The 16,580-nt window shown below is 54.4% G+C and carries 17 protein-coding genes and 1 tRNA gene; 9 read left to right on the forward strand and 9 right to left on the reverse strand.

Annotated features, from left to right (window positions below; translation table 11 throughout):
* Positions 1–36: 36 nt before the first annotated feature.
* Positions 37–522, reverse strand: coding sequence for a ribosomal protein S18-alanine N-acetyltransferase (rimI, locus tag METFOR_RS00145; RefSeq protein WP_015284080.1), 486 nt, complete (start codon positions 520–522; stop codon positions 37–39).
* Between the two features lie 175 nt (positions 523–697).
* On the opposite strand from rimI, the gene METFOR_RS00150 reads away from it, so the two are divergent.
* Both METFOR_RS00150 and hisG read left to right on the forward strand, forming a co-directional pair.
* Positions 698–1,963 carry a DUF1015 domain-containing protein gene (locus METFOR_RS00150; protein WP_015284081.1) on the forward strand — a complete coding sequence of 422 codons (1,266 nt, stop codon included), beginning with the start codon at positions 698–700 and terminating at the stop codon, positions 1,961–1,963.
* A 60-nt stretch (positions 1,964–2,023) separates the two neighbouring features.
* Complete coding sequence (hisG, locus tag METFOR_RS00155; protein WP_048111027.1) at positions 2,024–2,896, forward strand: ATP phosphoribosyltransferase; 873 nt, start codon at positions 2,024–2,026, stop codon at positions 2,894–2,896.
* A gap of 160 nt (positions 2,897–3,056) precedes the next feature.
* Here the strand turns inward: hisG and METFOR_RS00160 are convergent, their stop codons facing one another.
* Entirely contained in the window at positions 3,057–6,194 is a 3,138-nt protein-coding gene (locus METFOR_RS00160; protein ID WP_048110705.1) for an Ig-like domain-containing protein, read from the reverse strand.
* Positions 6,195–6,496: 302 nt separating this feature from the next.
* On the opposite strand from METFOR_RS00160, the gene METFOR_RS00165 reads away from it, so the two are divergent.
* The 6 genes from METFOR_RS00165 to METFOR_RS00190 are packed head-to-tail and all read left to right on the forward strand — an operon-like array spanning position 6,497 to position 10,425.
* On the forward strand, positions 6,497–7,213 hold the full coding sequence (locus tag METFOR_RS00165; RefSeq protein ID WP_048110706.1) for a hypothetical protein: 717 nt from the start codon (positions 6,497–6,499) through the stop codon (positions 7,211–7,213).
* Positions 7,206–8,312, forward strand: a complete 1,107-nt coding sequence (locus METFOR_RS00170; protein ID WP_015284085.1) for a hypothetical protein — start codon at positions 7,206–7,208, stop codon at positions 8,310–8,312. The genes METFOR_RS00165 and METFOR_RS00170 overlap by 8 nt, the downstream gene beginning before the upstream one ends.
* Positions 8,306–8,806 (forward strand): DUF7288 family protein, encoded by a 501-nt coding sequence (locus METFOR_RS00175; protein WP_015284086.1) that lies wholly within the window; start codon positions 8,306–8,308, stop codon positions 8,804–8,806. Before METFOR_RS00170 ends, METFOR_RS00175 begins: the two co-directional genes overlap by 7 nt.
* Positions 8,794–9,165, forward strand: a complete 372-nt coding sequence (locus METFOR_RS00180; protein ID WP_015284087.1) for a hypothetical protein — start codon at positions 8,794–8,796, stop codon at positions 9,163–9,165. The genes METFOR_RS00175 and METFOR_RS00180 overlap by 13 nt, the downstream gene beginning before the upstream one ends.
* Positions 9,143–9,616, forward strand: coding sequence for a hypothetical protein (locus tag METFOR_RS00185; RefSeq protein ID WP_015284088.1), 474 nt, complete (start codon positions 9,143–9,145; stop codon positions 9,614–9,616). The genes METFOR_RS00180 and METFOR_RS00185 overlap by 23 nt, the downstream gene beginning before the upstream one ends.
* Positions 9,613–10,425 (forward strand): DUF7289 family protein, encoded by an 813-nt coding sequence (locus METFOR_RS00190; protein WP_015284089.1) that lies wholly within the window; start codon positions 9,613–9,615, stop codon positions 10,423–10,425. The genes METFOR_RS00185 and METFOR_RS00190 overlap by 4 nt, the downstream gene beginning before the upstream one ends.
* Before the next feature lie 67 nt (positions 10,426–10,492).
* Here the strand turns inward: METFOR_RS00190 and eif1A are convergent, their stop codons facing one another.
* The 4 genes from eif1A to trxA form a co-directional block, all read right to left on the reverse strand.
* Positions 10,493–10,819, reverse strand: a complete 327-nt coding sequence (eif1A, locus tag METFOR_RS00195; RefSeq protein ID WP_324602941.1) for a translation initiation factor eIF-1A — start codon at positions 10,817–10,819, stop codon at positions 10,493–10,495.
* Between the two features lie 82 nt (positions 10,820–10,901).
* A complete protein-coding gene (locus METFOR_RS00200) occupies positions 10,902–11,543 on the reverse strand; it encodes a LysE family translocator (protein WP_015284091.1) in 642 nt (213 codons plus the stop codon).
* Between the two features lie 130 nt (positions 11,544–11,673).
* Positions 11,674–13,488: a KUP/HAK/KT family potassium transporter gene (locus tag METFOR_RS00205; protein WP_015284092.1), complete on the reverse strand. Its 1,815-nt coding sequence runs from the start codon at positions 13,486–13,488 to the stop codon at positions 11,674–11,676.
* A gap of 75 nt (positions 13,489–13,563) precedes the next feature.
* Complete coding sequence (trxA, locus tag METFOR_RS00210; RefSeq protein ID WP_015284093.1) at positions 13,564–13,965, reverse strand: thioredoxin; 402 nt, start codon at positions 13,963–13,965, stop codon at positions 13,564–13,566.
* Positions 13,966–14,085: 120 nt separating this feature from the next.
* Between trxA and METFOR_RS00215 the strand changes: the two genes are divergently transcribed.
* A tRNA-Met gene (locus METFOR_RS00215) sits at positions 14,086–14,160 on the forward strand.
* Positions 14,161–14,192: 32 nt separating this feature from the next.
* On the opposite strand, the gene METFOR_RS00220 is transcribed toward METFOR_RS00215, so the two are convergent.
* The 3 genes from METFOR_RS00220 to METFOR_RS00230 form a co-directional block, all read right to left on the reverse strand.
* Positions 14,193–14,999 carry a tetratricopeptide repeat protein gene (locus tag METFOR_RS00220; protein WP_015284094.1) on the reverse strand — a complete coding sequence of 269 codons (807 nt, stop codon included), beginning with the start codon at positions 14,997–14,999 and terminating at the stop codon, positions 14,193–14,195.
* 77 nt (positions 15,000–15,076) lie between these two features.
* On the reverse strand, positions 15,077–15,763 hold the full coding sequence (locus METFOR_RS00225; RefSeq protein ID WP_015284095.1) for a class I SAM-dependent methyltransferase: 687 nt from the start codon (positions 15,761–15,763) through the stop codon (positions 15,077–15,079).
* Positions 15,764–15,779: 16 nt separating this feature from the next.
* The gene (locus tag METFOR_RS00230; RefSeq protein WP_015284096.1) at positions 15,780–16,565 is read right to left on the reverse strand and encodes an ATP-binding response regulator; all 786 of its coding nucleotides are present in this window, start codon (positions 16,563–16,565) and stop codon (positions 15,780–15,782) included.
* Between the last annotated feature and the right edge of the window lie 15 nt (positions 16,566–16,580).

Genomic DNA, 16,580 nt, shown 5'->3' on the forward strand with positions numbered 1-16,580 from the left:
CACACGGTCTAAGATCGCAACCACAGAATTGGACTGTTAGAACCGGAACCATTTCATCATGACAATGGCATCCTCGCCATTCGCGTAATAATGCTCAATCCCGAAGACTTCCCGGTACCTCATCCTGCGATAGAACCGCTGGGCGGTGGTGTTGGAGACACGAACTTCCAGCTGGACACCGGTGGCGAGTTCCAGCGCAAACTGGTGCTCGACCCGGTTCACGAGCAGCTTTGCGATCCCCCGCCGGCGGTACCGCGGGCTGACCCCGAGATTGCAGAGGTGGCCGTAGATGTTCTCACCGGTGTCCTCGAGGCCCCCGACAACGAATCCGACAACCGCGCCATCGCACTCGGCGACAAAATAGGTAGTAGGGTAATACGTCAGCGCTTCAAGAAAGACCGCCTGCTCCCAGGGATCGATGAACGACTCCTTCTCTATGGCAACGATCGCCGCGATATCGGCGGGTGTCGCCCGGCGGATCTGGGGCAGCGGGAAGAGAGCGAGGTCATGGGGCCGGATCATGGGACAGTCTCCTGGTGCCTGCCGGATTCTGGTAAACATCCTGAGCGCTTGGTATTCATAGCATTTGCCCTGCCGGAGCAGGAAGCGCCCGGCATACCGGGGTGAGTCGGCGTTATATGGGATCACACACAATAATGAGAGCACGTAAACGTACTGTCAATGCGCGGGGTCTTGCATGGTGAGGATATATCGTTTTTCAGGGGTGCGGCCGGTGAAGGAGGCTGCGCCGGAGATCGCGGCAGTGCCGTATGACGTGGTGACTGCTAACGAGGCAAAGGCGATCATTGCACAGAACCCGAAGAGTTTCCTGCGCGTGAGCAGGCCCGATGCCGAACTCCCGGGCATTCCCCCCCATGATGACCGCGTGTACCAACGGGCGCGGGAGATGTTCCTTCTCCTGGAGCGCGAGGGGCTCTTGAAGAAGGACCCGGAACCCGGCATGTACCTGTACCGGGCACAGCAGAACGGGGATACATTCCTTGGCCTCTGCTGTTGTCTCGATGTGGACGATTACCGGAACAATAAGATCCGTCGCCATGAACTGACACGGTATGACAAGGAGGAAGACCGGACCCGGCATATCGAAGCCGTCCGTGCGCACAACGGACCGGTGGTCCTCCTCTATCGCGACGATGCGGGTCTCTTCTCCTTCATCGAATCACAAGTAGCCCGCACACAGCCGCCAGTCGCCGACGTGTGGACGGAACAGGGAGCACTCCACCAGATATTCCGGATCGCGGATCCCGGGGTCCTGGCTGAACTCGAACAACGCTTCGCCGCGGTCCCGGCGCTCTATATCGCCGACGGGCACCACCGCGCCAAGGCATCGGTGAACCTTGCCGATAAGATCCTCGCCTCCGGCAACCAGCCGGGCGACGAGGTCTGCCGGTTCATGGGGGTCATATTCGCCCACAACCGGGTGAAGATCCACGGGTACAGCCGCCTCCTTACTGACCTGGATCCCTATACTCCCGATACGTTCCTCAAAAAACTTGGCGAGCATTACACGGTCCGGCCATACGCGGCTGTCGATGGCAGCGTGTATAATATCACCCCCGCGATTACCGATCCGGAAAAGTACCATGTTGTCCATCTCTATCTCAGGGGAACGTGGTACGAGTGCACACGTCCGCGGGAGACCGGTCCTGAAACACCCAACACGCTTGATGTGGCTGTGCTCCAGAAGCACGTGCTCGAAGGGATGCTGGGCATCACCGACCCCCGGGGCGACGCACGCCTCCAGTACCTGGGAGGGGCCCGCCCGGTCTCCGACCTTGAAAAACTCGTGGATGACGGGACCTACCGGCTCGCGTTTGCCATGCAGCCGGTGAAGGTGGAAACGGTCCTTTCCATTGCCGACGCAGGGGGCATCATGCCGCCAAAATCCACCTGGTTCGAACCCAAACTGCTGAGCGGTCTCGTTGTCCATTCATTCGATTGAGACACCCCGCCGCTTTTTCATCCAATCCTTTATTGTTTTTTAACAGCGATGGTGTATGGTATGATCACCATCGCACTCCCGAAGGGCAGCCTTGAGGCGCAGACCCTCCAGCTGTTCAAGGAGGCAGACCTCGAGGTCCGACGCACGGACCGCGACTACAACCCCCGTATTGATGACCCCCGGATCGGAAAGGTCAAGATCCTCCGCCCGCAGGAGATCCCGACCTATGTTGACAAGGGATATTTCGACCTCGGCATCTCGGGCCTTGACTGGATCACCGAAACCGGTTCCGATGTCGTTGAGGTGGCAGACCTCTCCTACAGTAAGACCGGCGAGGGAAATGTCAAGATCGTTGTCGCGGTGCACCGTGACGAGCCCATCGAGAACGTCACCCAGATCCGGCCGGGCAGCCGGGTCACAACCGAATACCCGGGCCTGACAAAGAAGTTCTTCGAGGACCTGAAGATCCCGGTCCAGCTCTTCCACTCTTTTGGTGCATCGGAGGCGAAAGTCCCCGATCTGATGGACGTAGTCGTTGATCTAACCGAGACCGGGACAACACTCAGGAAGAACGGCCTCAAGATCATCGGCCAGATCATGGAGTCCCACACGGCGATCATCGCGAACAAGGCAAGCTGGGCAGACCCGGAGAAACGGCGCGAGATCGAGGAGATCCGGACCCTGCTCTTCGGTGTTATCGATGCCCGGCACAAGGTTCTCCTGACCATGAATGTCCCGACCGCATCTATGGAGAAGATCGTTGCGGCATTGCCGGCGATGAAGAAGCCGACGGTCAGCCGGCTCCATGGGATCGATTACTACAGCATCCAGACTGTTGTTCCCAAGAATTCGGTCAACGGGCTTATCCCGAAGCTCAAGAAGTGCGGCGCCGAGGACATCCTTGAGATACCAATCTCGAAGATTGTGCCGTGATGCCGGCACCAAAAAACTCCCGTGATTTTTTTAGTACGTCCACAGGTAACTGTGGCAGAATATAGCGCGGTTTAGCGGAAAAATGCACGGAGCTACCGGCAATCCGCGTTATCATGAAGAACCCCAAAAACCGCTGCCTCTTCCGATCGCACGGGAAAAATTATTCGAGTTTGATATAGATCGTTCCTCCCGATGCACTGATGCAGGTTGAACCGGATTGTGTTACCGAATCATCGGTACCCTCTGCCTGGGCAACGACCCGGAACTCGTAACATTTCCCTTTTACCCAGAGCGACGTATCCGACAGGGATAGTGTATAGTACGAGGGTGAATTGACCACCTGACTGCTGATCATCGTTATGCCACCGGGGATTGTCTGCCATGCCGCAGCACTATCCGCCACCCGGGACTGCAGCGTTTCTGTAACGGTTTTATCGCCGTCATAGGAGGTCTTCCATGCCAGCTTCCACACGGTTGGATCGGATGTAGTGACCGTGAGATCGCTGACTTGGAGTGTTTTTGTACCAAACACGGGATTTTCTCCCACCGGATATACCTTGCACTGCATTTCCGGGATGAACGCTGTCTGTGTCACCGGATTCGTGGTATCACTCATGTCGGTGAATGTAATAGAGGAGGTGCTGTCAGGGCCGAAGAGATCGAACGACCCCGCCTGGGTCAGTCTGAGGCGTAACGTTGCACTCCAGGTCTCGTTGAGCTTGATTGTTCCAACATTGTAGTTTATCTGGCGGGCACTCCATCCTGCTGTGTCGTCTTGGACTGTACTGAAGAGCTGGTGAAAGATACCGTGCTTGGTGATATTGGTCTTGTTGATATAGGTCGAACTGTCAGCAACAGGCGTCTTCACCTCATACACGTAGTCCATATACTGGGTGATGTCGCCTCCCGTATTGTCGTCGATTGTCACGGTCCCGAAATCGAGGGACACTTCCGTGTCACCTCCAGCGGTTTCCTGAAGATCGCCGGCAATCGCAATATACACGTCTTCGATATTTGCCGAAGAAGCTTCAAAGTACCTTCCACCGGTGGCTGTGGCAAGTGTTTCAAGCGTTGTCTTCCCGCCGCTGGAGATACTATCGCCGAATGCAATGGAATAGATTTTAATCCCGTTATAGCTTGCGTATGCAGCCATGTTCTGGTATCCGTCGGTATCGGAATAGGACATATATGATTCCGTTAAATCCTCAAAGTCCGTAGGACGCCACGATGTATAGCCGCGCCCCCGTGCAAGCGGGTCGCCATAGTAATTATAATCCCCATCGGAGAGGACGATAATGGCCTTGATCGCATTGGATCGAGCCCTCGCTGATTTCAGTTCCTGGACCGCTTTCCGGAGACCATCCCTCAGGGGGGTACCCGAGTAGGGAACCATGGAATTGATCGCCGTCTTGGCATCTGCAGGAACAGAAGTCAGTTCCCGGTCTACTGTTGCATAGTAGAGATAGGATGTCGGAGAGGACTTATAATGTTCATCTCTATACGATTGGTCGTCATGTGTATCCAGATCAATTCCGGGGCCCAGACCAGAATAGGTTGTGGCGGAAGTGTAATCACCTTTGTTTCCAAACGAGACAACCCCGATTTTGTCGTTCGTTCCCATCTCGTCGACAAATGCCGAAGATGCTGCCATAACGTTGACCATCCTGTCCGGGTTACCCTTCATCATACTTCCGGAACGATCGGTGGTGAGGACGACATCGATGGGATTCGGTTTGAGCGCTATGCCGTCGCCTTTGAGCTGGATAGTAAGGTTAAGTTCATCCCCGACATGAGCATTGTCGCATTTCATGGACGAATAGGTACTGAGATAAGGGTAGTTCTTCCAGACAAGAAGGATATCCCGCGATTTGGTGATAGTACCTGCCGTGTTCGTCCACCGTGCTGTCACGACCACCTGGCCGGTGGCCGTCGGATCGAATCCGGGCTGTCCTTCAGCTGCAAATGCCCCGGGGCTGAATTCTGTGGTTGCATACCCGTCGTCGCCAACCAGAACCGCTTCGGTCGGCCCGACTGCAAGCACCGGATCGGTTGCCCCAATATACACGGCATCATAGGTTGTGGTACCGAGCGAGAAATACACCTTCTCGTTTTTCACCGGGTTGCCCTTCGCATCGACAACCCGTGCCTGGAGAATGGCCCGGGTCGTACTGTCAACATCGAGACTTGCCATGGACTGCGGGTTGGCCGTAAACAGCAGGTCCACCGGATCGGTATTGTAGTATTCAATCTGCTGGCTGCAGTACCCTGCACTATAGGGATCCCGGCAGGTCGCGGCCGGATTAGCGGGGGAAGAGGCATTGAGCGTAAACACCCTCGCTTCATCCTGTGCCGGGAAGATAACCGTGACCTTGCCGTTGAGATTGGTATACTGTGTTGCACTCTGCCCGTCGGAGGATGTGCAGAGCACGGGCGCACTATGAATCGGGTTGCCGAATTTGTCGGTGAGCGTGTAGGTAATGGTCACATCGTTGACCGGGAGACCGTCTGCCGGGAGGGGTGATTTCGTTCCTTCCATGTTGATGGCGCGGGTCTGCTCGATATACGAGGGCGTCTCCTCTGCAACACCGATAACCGTTTTGGAGGGCATTATCACCATATTGCCGATACGATACATCCAGAGCTTGTTCTCTCCTGCAACGGTGGAGAGCCTTAAGTCAATGGATACATTACCCTCTGTATCTGTATAATACGTTTTTTCGGTTACGAAATTTGTACCATCCTTTAATCCGACACCATCCTCTCCGGTAACGGTGATCTGGACAGCCTCAGGGGCATTCTTACTATCAACGCGGTTATTCCAGTAATCGTAAACAGTAAGATTTACCCGGGTCTCCGAACCAACGGGTAACTCTGTCGGATACGCATCAAAACTCGCTTTTTCAGGGATGCCGTGATCGATCCGCTGGAATGTCGTGAACGTAACGGGAAGTGTCTGGCCATCGTTGACGGACACCGTTGCATGAATGGTAGCATTGCCACTGATCGTTTTAACAGAAAATACTGCTGTTGCCACTCCATTCACATCGGTTTTGACAGGTGTTGTCGGAGAGATCGTCCCCAGAACCTGCGAGGCAGTATCGAGGGTGAAGGTTACATCCGCATTCGCGACAGGCGCAGTCGCCGTATCCACTACCGTCACGGTGATGACGGAACTGTCCGCACCGTTTGCAGTGATCCATCCCGGGGCACTTATCGTCGATAAGGAAAGATCCAGTGCTGCTACTGCAGAACTGCTCAGGAGGAGAAGTCCGAATAGAACCAGAATTGTTTGTTTCACTATCCTGCCTCCGTTCTGAGCAAGTTTCTCCACGTAATAGTATATATAATTTTTTATTTAAAATTTTGGTCAATTTATTGTTAGATTTGTGAAAAAACAAAAATTTTCACATTTATTGATATTATACCGCACTATTTCTGACCGTTTGGGACACAAGAATCAGATTGCTGGCCGGGCTCTTCCAGGGAACAAGTTAATTTTATAAGAGTGCAATTTTTCTCGATTTGTTTTCTGACAGGAAATGGGCTAAAGGGAGGGATTGCCGGTATCTTTTCTTCAGGTATACATGAGTAAGCGGTTTTGTGAAAAAATCCACCCGGTTGTTCTTAATCAGGATAATAAATGGAAAATTCGACCTACCGCAATTAACGAATGTTTATATCCCTGATCTCTCTTATAAACCATTGGGCAATCTCATGAAAAGAATGAAATATCTTCTTTTTTTTATCGTGATAGCAGTCGCTGTTCTTGGAGTACTTGGCATTATTTCCCTGCCATCACTCACAGTCTTTCCTGATACCACGGAGCCAAAAGCCAATACGAGTTTCATTATGCTCAACAAGTCTGATCCGTTCACCGGGATCAGTTTTGATGATGTGGCATCCCGCATACCGGTGAGCATGTCTGGTATGGAAGAAAACGCTACTGCAACACCCAGTATCCGGATGATCCAAGGATATGGTCTCGATCCCACGGGCAATGCCAGCAGTTGGGATGTCATTATCTGCCAATCTGGGCAGACAACCCTGGTGACCTATAACCACCATGGAGAGAGAACGTATAACTGGTCAGGCACATGCCCGGAACAGGATATTAACCTCGGCCGTATAATAACGCCGCGGGATCTGTTCCTGAAAAACAGGGACAGGATCTTCCTGCAACCGGACTCGGCCGCAAACGAGTCGCGGGAACTGGCTCTCGCAGGGAGTACTTACTTCCTTACCATCACCAGCACAGGACGGCAACGGGATCTCAGATTCGATGCAATAACAGGAGCGCTGACTTCCACCAATGACTGACGATACCGGTGCAATGTCGATTGACTTTCTGGTCGGATTCACCATATTCATGCTTGCATTCATCTGGGTAGCAACCATGATTCCCGGACTGTTCATCGGGCTCCAGTCCCACACAATCGATTTCGATGCCGTTGCGTACCGGACAGGAGTCATCCTTGCAGAGGATCCCGGGGATGTCGGTTCTTTGGCAGCAGCCGGCATTCCCTGGGAGCTGCAGTCGAACCCGGGCCAGTACCCGGACAAAATTGCCCGGTTCGGTCTTGCCGTCTCAAAAGACACCCCGGGAATTCTCGATGAAACCAAGGTAGACCGGTTTTTCAACACCACGGAGTTTGTCTATCCCACGGACTACCAGAAATGGGCGATATTCGGGGATTTCCCTTACCGGTTCAATATCTCCCTGAAAGAGGAAGGAAAAGATACCCTCAGGTCAGTCGGTGACATAATTCCCGTCAATTACCCGTATGGCTACATACGCAGGGACGTAAAAATCCGGAGCGGGAGCAATACGACGATCGGTGAGACAATAATCAAGACATACCACTATAACAATACCGAAGAAGTGTTTAATCACCGGTTCTCCATCATGATCAATACATCGTCCCTGTTATTCGACGATGTAGGAATGCTGAAGAGTCCGACCGGGGATGCAGCGTACCGCTTCAACCCCATGAGGGACAGGATCATCATCAATATCACGGATTTTGATAAAATGCCGGAACCGTTAAAACCGGGAACCACCAAGTCAGTGTCAAACGTCCAGTTTTACACGAGATCCTATGCGATGTCCACGCTCGACCCGTTACCGGCAGTGTCCCCCAGCAGGTTCCTCTATATGGATGGGGAAACGACAGCAGTTCCTGCATTCCCGGCGGTTTTTTCAAATGGCATATCGATGGTATTTGAACCGGGCTTTTTCAATACAATTGGCGATATAGGTACCGACGATACGATCTTCATCAACCTGACATTTACGGTAAATCAAAAGCAGCAGTTCCTGAACAACACACACACCGAGCCGTTCCCGTATGACTATAACCCCGTGAATGTCACCCAGCCCGAACTGGCCGATGCGGTGATGGAGGTGGCGGTATGGTAAATGCAGACGGGCAGCTGTACACCATCGAGGGGGTTGCAGCAGCGCTCATCCTCCTCCTGACCGCGTACATTGTGGTGAACTCCACATCCGTATATACCGCGGGGGACACCCACATCAGCGATATGCAGCTTGAAGTCGTGGGGGACGATGCACTGAAGATGATGAACACTGCGCCCAACATCTCGGTTGACAAAACCTCCCTGCAAACCATTGTTGAGACGGGCGATTCTGCGCAGTTCCGGACGATGTTTGATACTATCGTGAATGCAAAGACCGGCACAGACCGGGATCGTATCCAGTTCATGGCAAACGTTACCTGCGAACGGGACGGAGTTGTCAGCAGTGTACCTTTAAGTGAGTCTTCCCATATGTTTACGGGAGGAGAACATGCTGTGCGGGTATCCGAGTGGGTCATTGTTGACAGTTCTGACTGTACGGATCCCTCATCCGGTAAACATGCCGTTTTAGTGGAGGCATTAGTATGGCGCGACTGAACGATGATGCGCAGTGGATTGTGCTTATGGGGTTTGTCGTGAGTTTTGCCCTGTTCTTTATCGCGATCCTGATCAACCAGTCAACGGTTGTAGGGCAGACCACCGCCGAGGCGGTATCGGAATTCCCCAAAACGGATATCCGTGAGGTACGGGGCATGATCATCCAGTCTGAATTCCTTGATGACGAAAACGACAAAACCACCGTGCAGAGGGAGATACGGAACCTTTCCTTAAGCAGGCATAATGCCGTGGTAAATTTCTCCTCAAACCGGCCGGGAGGATCGGATCCCTACACGTATATTGAAATTCACTACAACAACGGGGTGACAGCATATAATGAGACGTGGAGATCAGAATAAACAATACCCGGGCGGGACTGATGACGGGGTGGCAACCCTGATCGAGTATATCCTGATCTCCGGTGTCCTTACTGGCCTGTTTGTTGTCGTACTCCTTCTCACGAATACTCACTTTATGGAAATGCCGTCGAAAACAATCACGTACTCGGCATATACTGACATCAGCAACGGCATCTCCACAAGGATCGTTGATATCTACTCCATCGCGCCTGCCAACGGGAATATCACGTCGCGGTTCGATATCCCGGATGAGGTTGCCGGGAGGGAATACCTTGTTGAAGTCGGGAATCTTTACGGTGAGGACCTCACGGCTCAGACCGTACGCATCAGCGGGAATTCTGTCATCGCCAATGTGGCAATCGCGGGGATAGGATCCACGCGGAGGGCCGGGGGGAACACGACGAGCAGCGGTTTGAACAGGATCAGTTACAATTCCGGAGGATTTGTATGACAACGAGGGCATTCCAGGAATCGTGCACAGACGGCGTATCGGAGTCCATCGGGTTTCTCCTCATTTTCACGCTGATGATGGCGGGCATCGGCCTTGTGACCCTGTACGGGTACCCGCTGCTGATGCAGCAGCAGACCGGCGCCGATGAGCAGATCATGGAAAAGAACATGATCGTGCTCCAGAATGATGTCAAAAGCCTTGCCTACAAGACGGTCCCCTACAAGGAGACCGCACTCAAGATCGGCGGGGGTTCGCTGACGGTATTCAATTCGAGCACAACACCCCAGGTTTTCACCATCAGCATTCATGATTCCTCCACAACATACGTGAACGAATTCCATCCCGGGGATCTCCGGTACGTGTCTGAGAGCGCAAGGACCGACCTCTCCCTCCAGAACGGGGCGGTCGTGAAACGGGACCGTGCCGGCCAGGGATCCGTGATGCTTGCCGAGCCACGCTGGTTCTATGACTCCGCGGCCAATATGATGGTGATCAATCTCATCTCCTTCAACAGCACGGATCTCATGGGACGCTCAGGAATTGGGATGGTTCAGATGGCACTCAAGGACAACAGTTATTCCAGCATACCGGTCCCCGCCACAACAACCGTCCTTCTCGATTATACGTCGCCCGATCCCACTGACGCGGATTTCTCCATTGCCTGGGACAATTATTTCACCAATACTGTAAAGATGGAGCGCCAGTCTTCCGCTGCTGGTCCCACCATAACCTACAAACTGCCCCTGGATTCCACGAGAGATGGCACCCTTGTGATAAAAAAATACGACATTCTGATCAAATCCGTGTAAGCATGTCGGCGATATATCGACACTGTTTTTCTTCATCCTGATAAAGAATAAAACAAGAGAGACGAGTTTACAGGTAATTATTCCGCCGTAGCCACTCCACCTGCGGGCCGGTGTAGCGGTACACGATATCGCATTTCTCGTCCTGGAAGTTCCACGGGATGACAATCAGGATATCGCCTTCCCGGATCCAGACTTTCTTTTTGATCTTTCCCTTGATCCTTCCCATTCGGGTCACGCCGTCAAAGCAGCGGATGCGGATGTGATTTGCACCCATCATGAGCTCGGCACTGCCGAACATCTCCCGGTTGCGTTTCTGGGGCAGCCTGACCCTGATGATCTCATCGCCGGGGGGTGCTGCCGGTTTCTTCTCTGTCAGTGGAATCTCTCCCTTGATCCCGTTAAGACGGCTGGTACGTGCTTAATTGTTGGCGTTTGGGAAAATATAGTTATTCTTACGGGGTTTGGACTGCACATTGTTACGGGCCGGTAAACCCCGCCAGTGCGAGGACCGGCGCGAGGATCATGACCGCACCAACACCGGCAATGAAGATACCGGATGCATGGTTGATCAGCGTCAGGTTCCTTTCCGTGAGCCATGCCCGGAGCGACCCGACCATCCCGCACAGGATGATCCACCATAACGCCGAACCGGCAACGAAACCGGAGACAAACCAGCCTGCGGATACCAGCGATGTCCCGCCAAAGACAAAACCATAGCCCGGCAGGGTGACCATGAGAAAGACCAGCGTCATCGGGTTTGCCAGGGCAAGGGCGAGCATCGAGAAAAAATCTTTTGAATACCGCTTCTGGCCGGTCTTGTCCTGCCTGCGGTCAGGAACAAACCCGATAATCCTCACACCGACAACAATGAGGACCAGCCCGGCAAAGATCCTGAGCGGGACTTCAAAGGAGAGGATAAATCCGGAGATGGCGGCAAGCCCGAGGAATGCAATGACCGCATAGACAGAATCGGCAACGGTAATGCCAAACCCGGAGAGAAGGCCGTGAAGCCTGCCGGACAAGAGGGTCCGCTGGATGCAGATGAGAGACAACGGCCCGACTGGTACGGCAAGGATGAGGCCAACGATGATCCCCTGAATGACAAGCCCTATGTCCATAGCGCAAATCCGGTGTACCGGGTACTCTGTTGACTGTGTCCCGTCATCAATGTTGCAGTGTCATGCCAGAAAAGCGTCGGGCCGGCACGGAAGGCTGCTGCCCGGCACACCAATGCGATAAAAACCCGGGTCACATAACGACCCGGGTCACGACACCGTGGATCTTCTCCGGGGGAAGGGCATAGAACTGGATAAACGGCGGGGTGTTCTTCTTGATGATGCCGTAGATCTTCCAGATGAGCGTATCGGAGACCACGCTCTCGATGCCGTAGAAGATCGTCTTCTCGTCGATCCCCTTCTCCTGCAATAGTTTCACCACGTCCACGATCTCCATGTACCCGCATTCCACCCGGAAGATGTGGAGGCCGGGAGCGATCGCGGTGTCAAAATCCGTTGTAATGCCAAATGGCTTCTCCGTGATCTGGATGGAGACAAGGATATTATTCTCGTACAAAATCTCGTTTTTGAAGATGACCTGGGGGAGGTAGGGAGAGAGCCTGTGGACATCCCCGACGAAATAAAGAGCAGTCCCGCGGATCTTGTGCAGGTTCGCGTAGCTCTCCTTGTACTTCGGGAGGAACTCCTCGATGGGAACTGGGCGGAGGATCGCGTGGAGCCGGTCCTGGCCGAGGATGAACGTGACGATAACGATGAGCGGGATGGTGGCGATGAAGAACGACCAGTATGCACCATGGGGGATCTTGAAGAGCGTGGAAATGAAGAAGATCGCGTCGAGGGCGATCAGGGTGCCGGCAATGAGCATCTTTATCTTCTGGTCCCGCTTGAAGAAGATGATCGTCATCAGGATAGCGGAGATCATCATCGAGCCCGAGACGGCGAGGCCGTACGCGGCCGAGAGGTTCTCCGATGACTGGAACTCAAAGATGACAAGGAGGACGCCAAAGAGGAGCATCCAGTTGACCGCGTCGATGTAGATCTGGGACCGGAGCTCCGGGGAGGTGTACTCGACCTTCATCTTGGGGATGATCTTTTTCATCATTCCCTGGTACATGATCGAGAACATCCCGGAGATCATCGCCTGCGAGGCAATGACCGTAGCGCAGATGGAGAGGATTAAAAACGGGACCAGGAACAGGGGATTGATGTGGTTGATCATGGAGAAGAGGACATTATGGGTATTGTCCGTCTGCATGACGTACGCCCCCTGCCCGAGATAACTGAGCACGAGAGCCGGGAAGACCACCGCCCAGCCCTTGACAATCGGTTCCCGGCCCAGGTGCCCCATGTCTGCGTACAGTGCTTCGCCACCGGTGACACAGAGGATGACGGCCGACATGACCATCAGCGATGCCCAACCGTTGTCGATAATGAAATCGATGGCATAGGTCGGGCTTAAGGCAAAGAGCACCTGCGGGGCAGCGATGATCGAGATTACCCCGGAGAAGGCAAGGGCAGCGAACCAGACCACCATGATGGGCCCGAAGGTCCAGGCAACGCGATCAGTCCCGCGTTTCTGGAAGAGGAAGAGCCCGATGGCAATTACGGCAGCGATGAGGAGGAGCGTGAACTGCGGGATCCCTTCAAACCCGGGTATCAGGGTAATCCCCTCGACCGCCGAGAGGATACTGATCGCCGGGGTGATTACCCCGTCGCCGATGAAGAGGGCAATCCCGATGATGGTGAGAACAGAGACCACGGACGCGGCAATGCCGGGCTGCAGGAGCGTATCAACGATATTTTTCAAAACGATGGTCCCGCCCTCACCCTTGTCGGAAAGAGACATCGCAAGCCAGATGTACTGGACCGAGATGACGATAAGGAGCGTCCAGGTGACAAGGGAGAGGAGACCAAAGATGTTGAACGAGGACGGGATCATAAAGAGCATGACCGCACCCATCGTGTAGATAGGGCTCGTCCCGATATCCCCGAACACGAGGCCGAGGGACTTGACGATCTTCGATAAAGGACTCCCCGTCTCGCCCATTATCCCATTGGTTGGGGCTGGGATTGGGTAAACCTTTTCATTTCCTGCGCCGTGAGGGAACACCGGAAAAAAGGATTAATCAAGCCCGAACCTGCGGATGATCTTCTCCCGTATCGCATCCTTGGGATACGCTCCGATAACCCGGTCCACCAGCTGGCCGCGGGAGAAGAGCATGATCGCCGGGATGGCATCGATGTTGAACTGCATGGCAATCCGCCTGTTATCGTCGGTGTTGCATTTGCCAAAAGCGACCCTGCCTGCAAATTCAATGGAGAGCTCGTCCATGACCGGCGCAATCCTCCGGCAGGGTCCGCACCATTCCGCCCAGAAATCGATGACCGCAAACGGGTTTGTGGTCACGAATTGCTGGAAGTGCATCTCATCAACGTTCTGTACTCCGCCCCTGCCTGCGTCCTGCATTTTTCCGGTCAACTCCTGCATCCGCTTCTCCCGTATACGGGCAAGCTCGTCATCCATGGATTCACTATACCGTTGTGCCGATATAATGCTAGCGGAGATGGCGGGAGAAGCCGGGACGGGAGAGTGAGTAAAGTATATCAGCGCCGCCTGACTATATTATAACCCTGATTACAAGGAAGCGAGGTAGGGTAGTCAGGATATCCCGACGGGCTCATAACCCGTAGATCGATGGTTCAAATCCATCCCTCGCTACTGGCTGTTTTAAAAAATCATTGTGCGGGAGATTACTTTCTCCAGCCAAAGGCGATGACTGCAAAGGCAGCACCGGTAACTGCAATCCATCCCAGCGGGGATTTTGCCGGCATTGTCCCGGCAGGAGCGGGACCGCAGCCTGTTTTCACGGCAGCAATTTTTTCTTCTGCAGTGCCAAAGCCCGGCCAGGGAAGCACGTACTCCCTGTCGAGCGCGATCGAGTGTTCCAGTGCTGCCTCTGCACCTTTACAGTCTCCCATGGCGGAAAGAATCACGCCCTTTACGTGCCAGTAATGGGCGTTTTCAGGAGACTGCGCAAGTGCAGCATCAATAGCAGCCAGGGCCTCGGTATTTCGCCCCAAGCCACTTTCGGACAATGCCTTCACGCCATAGTTTGCCGTATAGTTTGCATCCAAAGAGATGCCAGTCTCCGCATCGTTGAGGGCCGCAGAATAATTCTCAAGCGCGAGATACCCGTATCCCCGGTTCGCGTACCGGACTGCCTTTGGGTCCAGCGGGATCGCTTTTGAGACAATCTCAACAGACTTCTGGTACTGTCCCATCTTCCGGTACGTGTAGCCCTGGAGGCAGAGGAGGTCCGGGTTGTCCGGGTACCATGCAAGGCCCCGGGTCGTGACGGTAAGCGCAAGCGTCCAGTTCGACTCCGCGACTGCTTCCTTTGCTTCCGCACTATATGCCGCAGCATCCTGAGGGGGGGTACCCGATGTATCGGCTGCGGCAGATGAAACCCCGGCAACGGCCGGGGCCGCGGCAGCAGCGGCGATCAACAGGCAGAGCGAGAACAGGATGACGGTGACGAGTCTGGCGGGCACTCTCATGAAGGATCACTGAGGAGAGGTACAACGCGGGACTACATAGTCCTGCGGTCGGAAAACGGGATCCCGAGATGGGTTCCTTACGGCGTCCCGCCTTTCCGGGCAACGGTGACAATGAATGTCCGGTTCCGGTACACCACGTCCACATCAGAGAATCCGGCTTCCTTCAGCCATGCGAGCTGGTCGGAGAGCTTCTCGTTCTTGTCCAGCGTGTCCCGGCGTCTCAGGATCTCGGCATGCTGCTCTGCACTCATCGGGCCGGATTTCAAAAAATCGTTCCAGTACTCCAGGTACCGCTCCCGGAAGTACGGTGTCTCACCGTCAGCCTGGTCGGCATTGACAAACATGCCGCCGGGCCGGAGCGCCGTGTAGATCCGTGCAAAGAGCCGGCGCTTGTCTTCCGGAGCAAGATGGTGGATCGAGAGCGCCGAGCAGGCAATATCGTACGGCCCGCCGAGATCGCCCGAGGAGTAATCGCGCAAAATATACTCCGTGTGCTCCCGGCCGGCGAACCGCTGCCGTGCCATCTCCAGCATGTTCTCGGCAATGTCAATAAGTGTCAGGTGCGCCTCCGGGAACTTTTCCAGCAGATACGCAGAGAAGAGGCCGGTCCCGGCACCGATGTCGAGGATTGCAGGCAGGTCCGAATCCGATTCCGCGGCCCAGACGGCGGTATCGTAAAAGTCCCGGAGATCCGGGATGATATGCTCCCGCTGCCGGTCATAGTCCTGCGCAAAACGGTTGAACGCGTGCCGGATGTGTTGCATGAATCCTTCTCCCACGTTACTGGGGCATCCCGGGTTTCGGCGTCTTCTCGCGGATGGAGACCATGACGGCAAGGAACTGCCCTCTGTTGTCCAGAAGCGGCCGGACATTGATCCGTACCTTGCGGCGCTTGGATGTCGTTGTCACCATCGCGGTATTGGATTCGTGGACTACGCCGGTCATGTGGTTTGCGCATTCGGCAACCGGATCCTTGAGCTGCTCGTCGGTCTTGTCGTTGATGAACATCATGACCTCGCGCCAGTGCTTCAGGTAAATGTCCTTTGCCGGGATATCCATGTACCAGAGCGCTGTCGGGTTGAAGTAGATGATCCGGCCCCGCTTGTCGGTCATGATGACCGCGTCGAGCATCTCCTTGATCTTGCCGGGTTCTCCCGCGGGATACTGCCTCGCGGACTTCGGCCGCTGGTTGTGGTTGTAGATCGCAAGATCCACGTTGGTCGCGATCTCGATGGGGGTGAACGGCTTGAAGATTACCCCATATGGCTGGGAGAACTTTGCCCTGCTGATCTTCCCCTCATCAGTGCAGCCGGTGACGAACAGGATGGGGTAGGAGAAGAGCTGGAAGATGTAATGCGCTGCCTCAAGGCCATCCATCTTCCCTGCAAGGCCCACGTCCATGATGATGAGATCGGGGTCAAGCTCGGCCGATTTGATCACTGCCTCCTCGCCCGTGGTGACGACGCCTGCCACCGAGTATCCCTTCTTCTGGAGCATGGTTGCAAGAAGATGCGTGATGATAGTGTCGTCTTCGACAATGAGGATACGGGAGGCAGAGGGAGGCATGGATCACTCAGGACC

The sequence above is a fragment of the Methanoregula formicica SMSP genome (assembly GCF_000327485.1).
Lineage (GTDB): Archaea > Halobacteriota > Methanomicrobia > Methanomicrobiales > Methanospirillaceae > Methanoregula > Methanoregula formicica.

Bases quoted from the DNA above. Each gene is read 5' to 3' on its own strand.
- hisG (WP_048111027.1), top strand. From the start codon at position 2,024: ATGATCACCATCGCACTCCCGAAGGGCAGCCTTGAGGCGCAGACCCTC.
- METFOR_RS00180 (WP_015284087.1), top strand. From the start codon at position 8,794: ATGGCGCGACTGAACGATGATGCGCAGTGGATTGTGCTTATGGGGTTT.
- METFOR_RS00205 (WP_015284092.1), bottom strand. From the start codon at position 13,488: ATGGGCGAGACGGGGAGTCCTTTATCGAAGATCGTCAAGTCCCTCGGC.
- METFOR_RS00170 (WP_015284085.1), top strand. From the start codon at position 7,206: ATGACTGACGATACCGGTGCAATGTCGATTGACTTTCTGGTCGGATTC.
- METFOR_RS00220 (WP_015284094.1), bottom strand. From the start codon at position 14,999: ATGAGAGTGCCCGCCAGACTCGTCACCGTCATCCTGTTCTCGCTCTGC.
- trxA (WP_015284093.1), bottom strand. From the start codon at position 13,965: ATGGATGACGAGCTTGCCCGTATACGGGAGAAGCGGATGCAGGAGTTG.
- METFOR_RS00225 (WP_015284095.1), bottom strand. From the start codon at position 15,763: ATGCAACACATCCGGCACGCGTTCAACCGTTTTGCGCAGGACTATGAC.
- METFOR_RS00185 (WP_015284088.1), top strand. From the start codon at position 9,143: ATGAGACGTGGAGATCAGAATAAACAATACCCGGGCGGGACTGATGAC.
- METFOR_RS00150 (WP_015284081.1), top strand. From the start codon at position 698: ATGGTGAGGATATATCGTTTTTCAGGGGTGCGGCCGGTGAAGGAGGCT.
- METFOR_RS00175 (WP_015284086.1), top strand. From the start codon at position 8,306: ATGGTAAATGCAGACGGGCAGCTGTACACCATCGAGGGGGTTGCAGCA.
- METFOR_RS00190 (WP_015284089.1), top strand. From the start codon at position 9,613: ATGACAACGAGGGCATTCCAGGAATCGTGCACAGACGGCGTATCGGAG.
- METFOR_RS00230 (WP_015284096.1), bottom strand. From the start codon at position 16,565: ATGCCTCCCTCTGCCTCCCGTATCCTCATTGTCGAAGACGACACTATC.
- rimI (WP_015284080.1), bottom strand. From the start codon at position 522: ATGATCCGGCCCCATGACCTCGCTCTCTTCCCGCTGCCCCAGATCCGC.
- METFOR_RS00200 (WP_015284091.1), bottom strand. From the start codon at position 11,543: ATGGACATAGGGCTTGTCATTCAGGGGATCATCGTTGGCCTCATCCTT.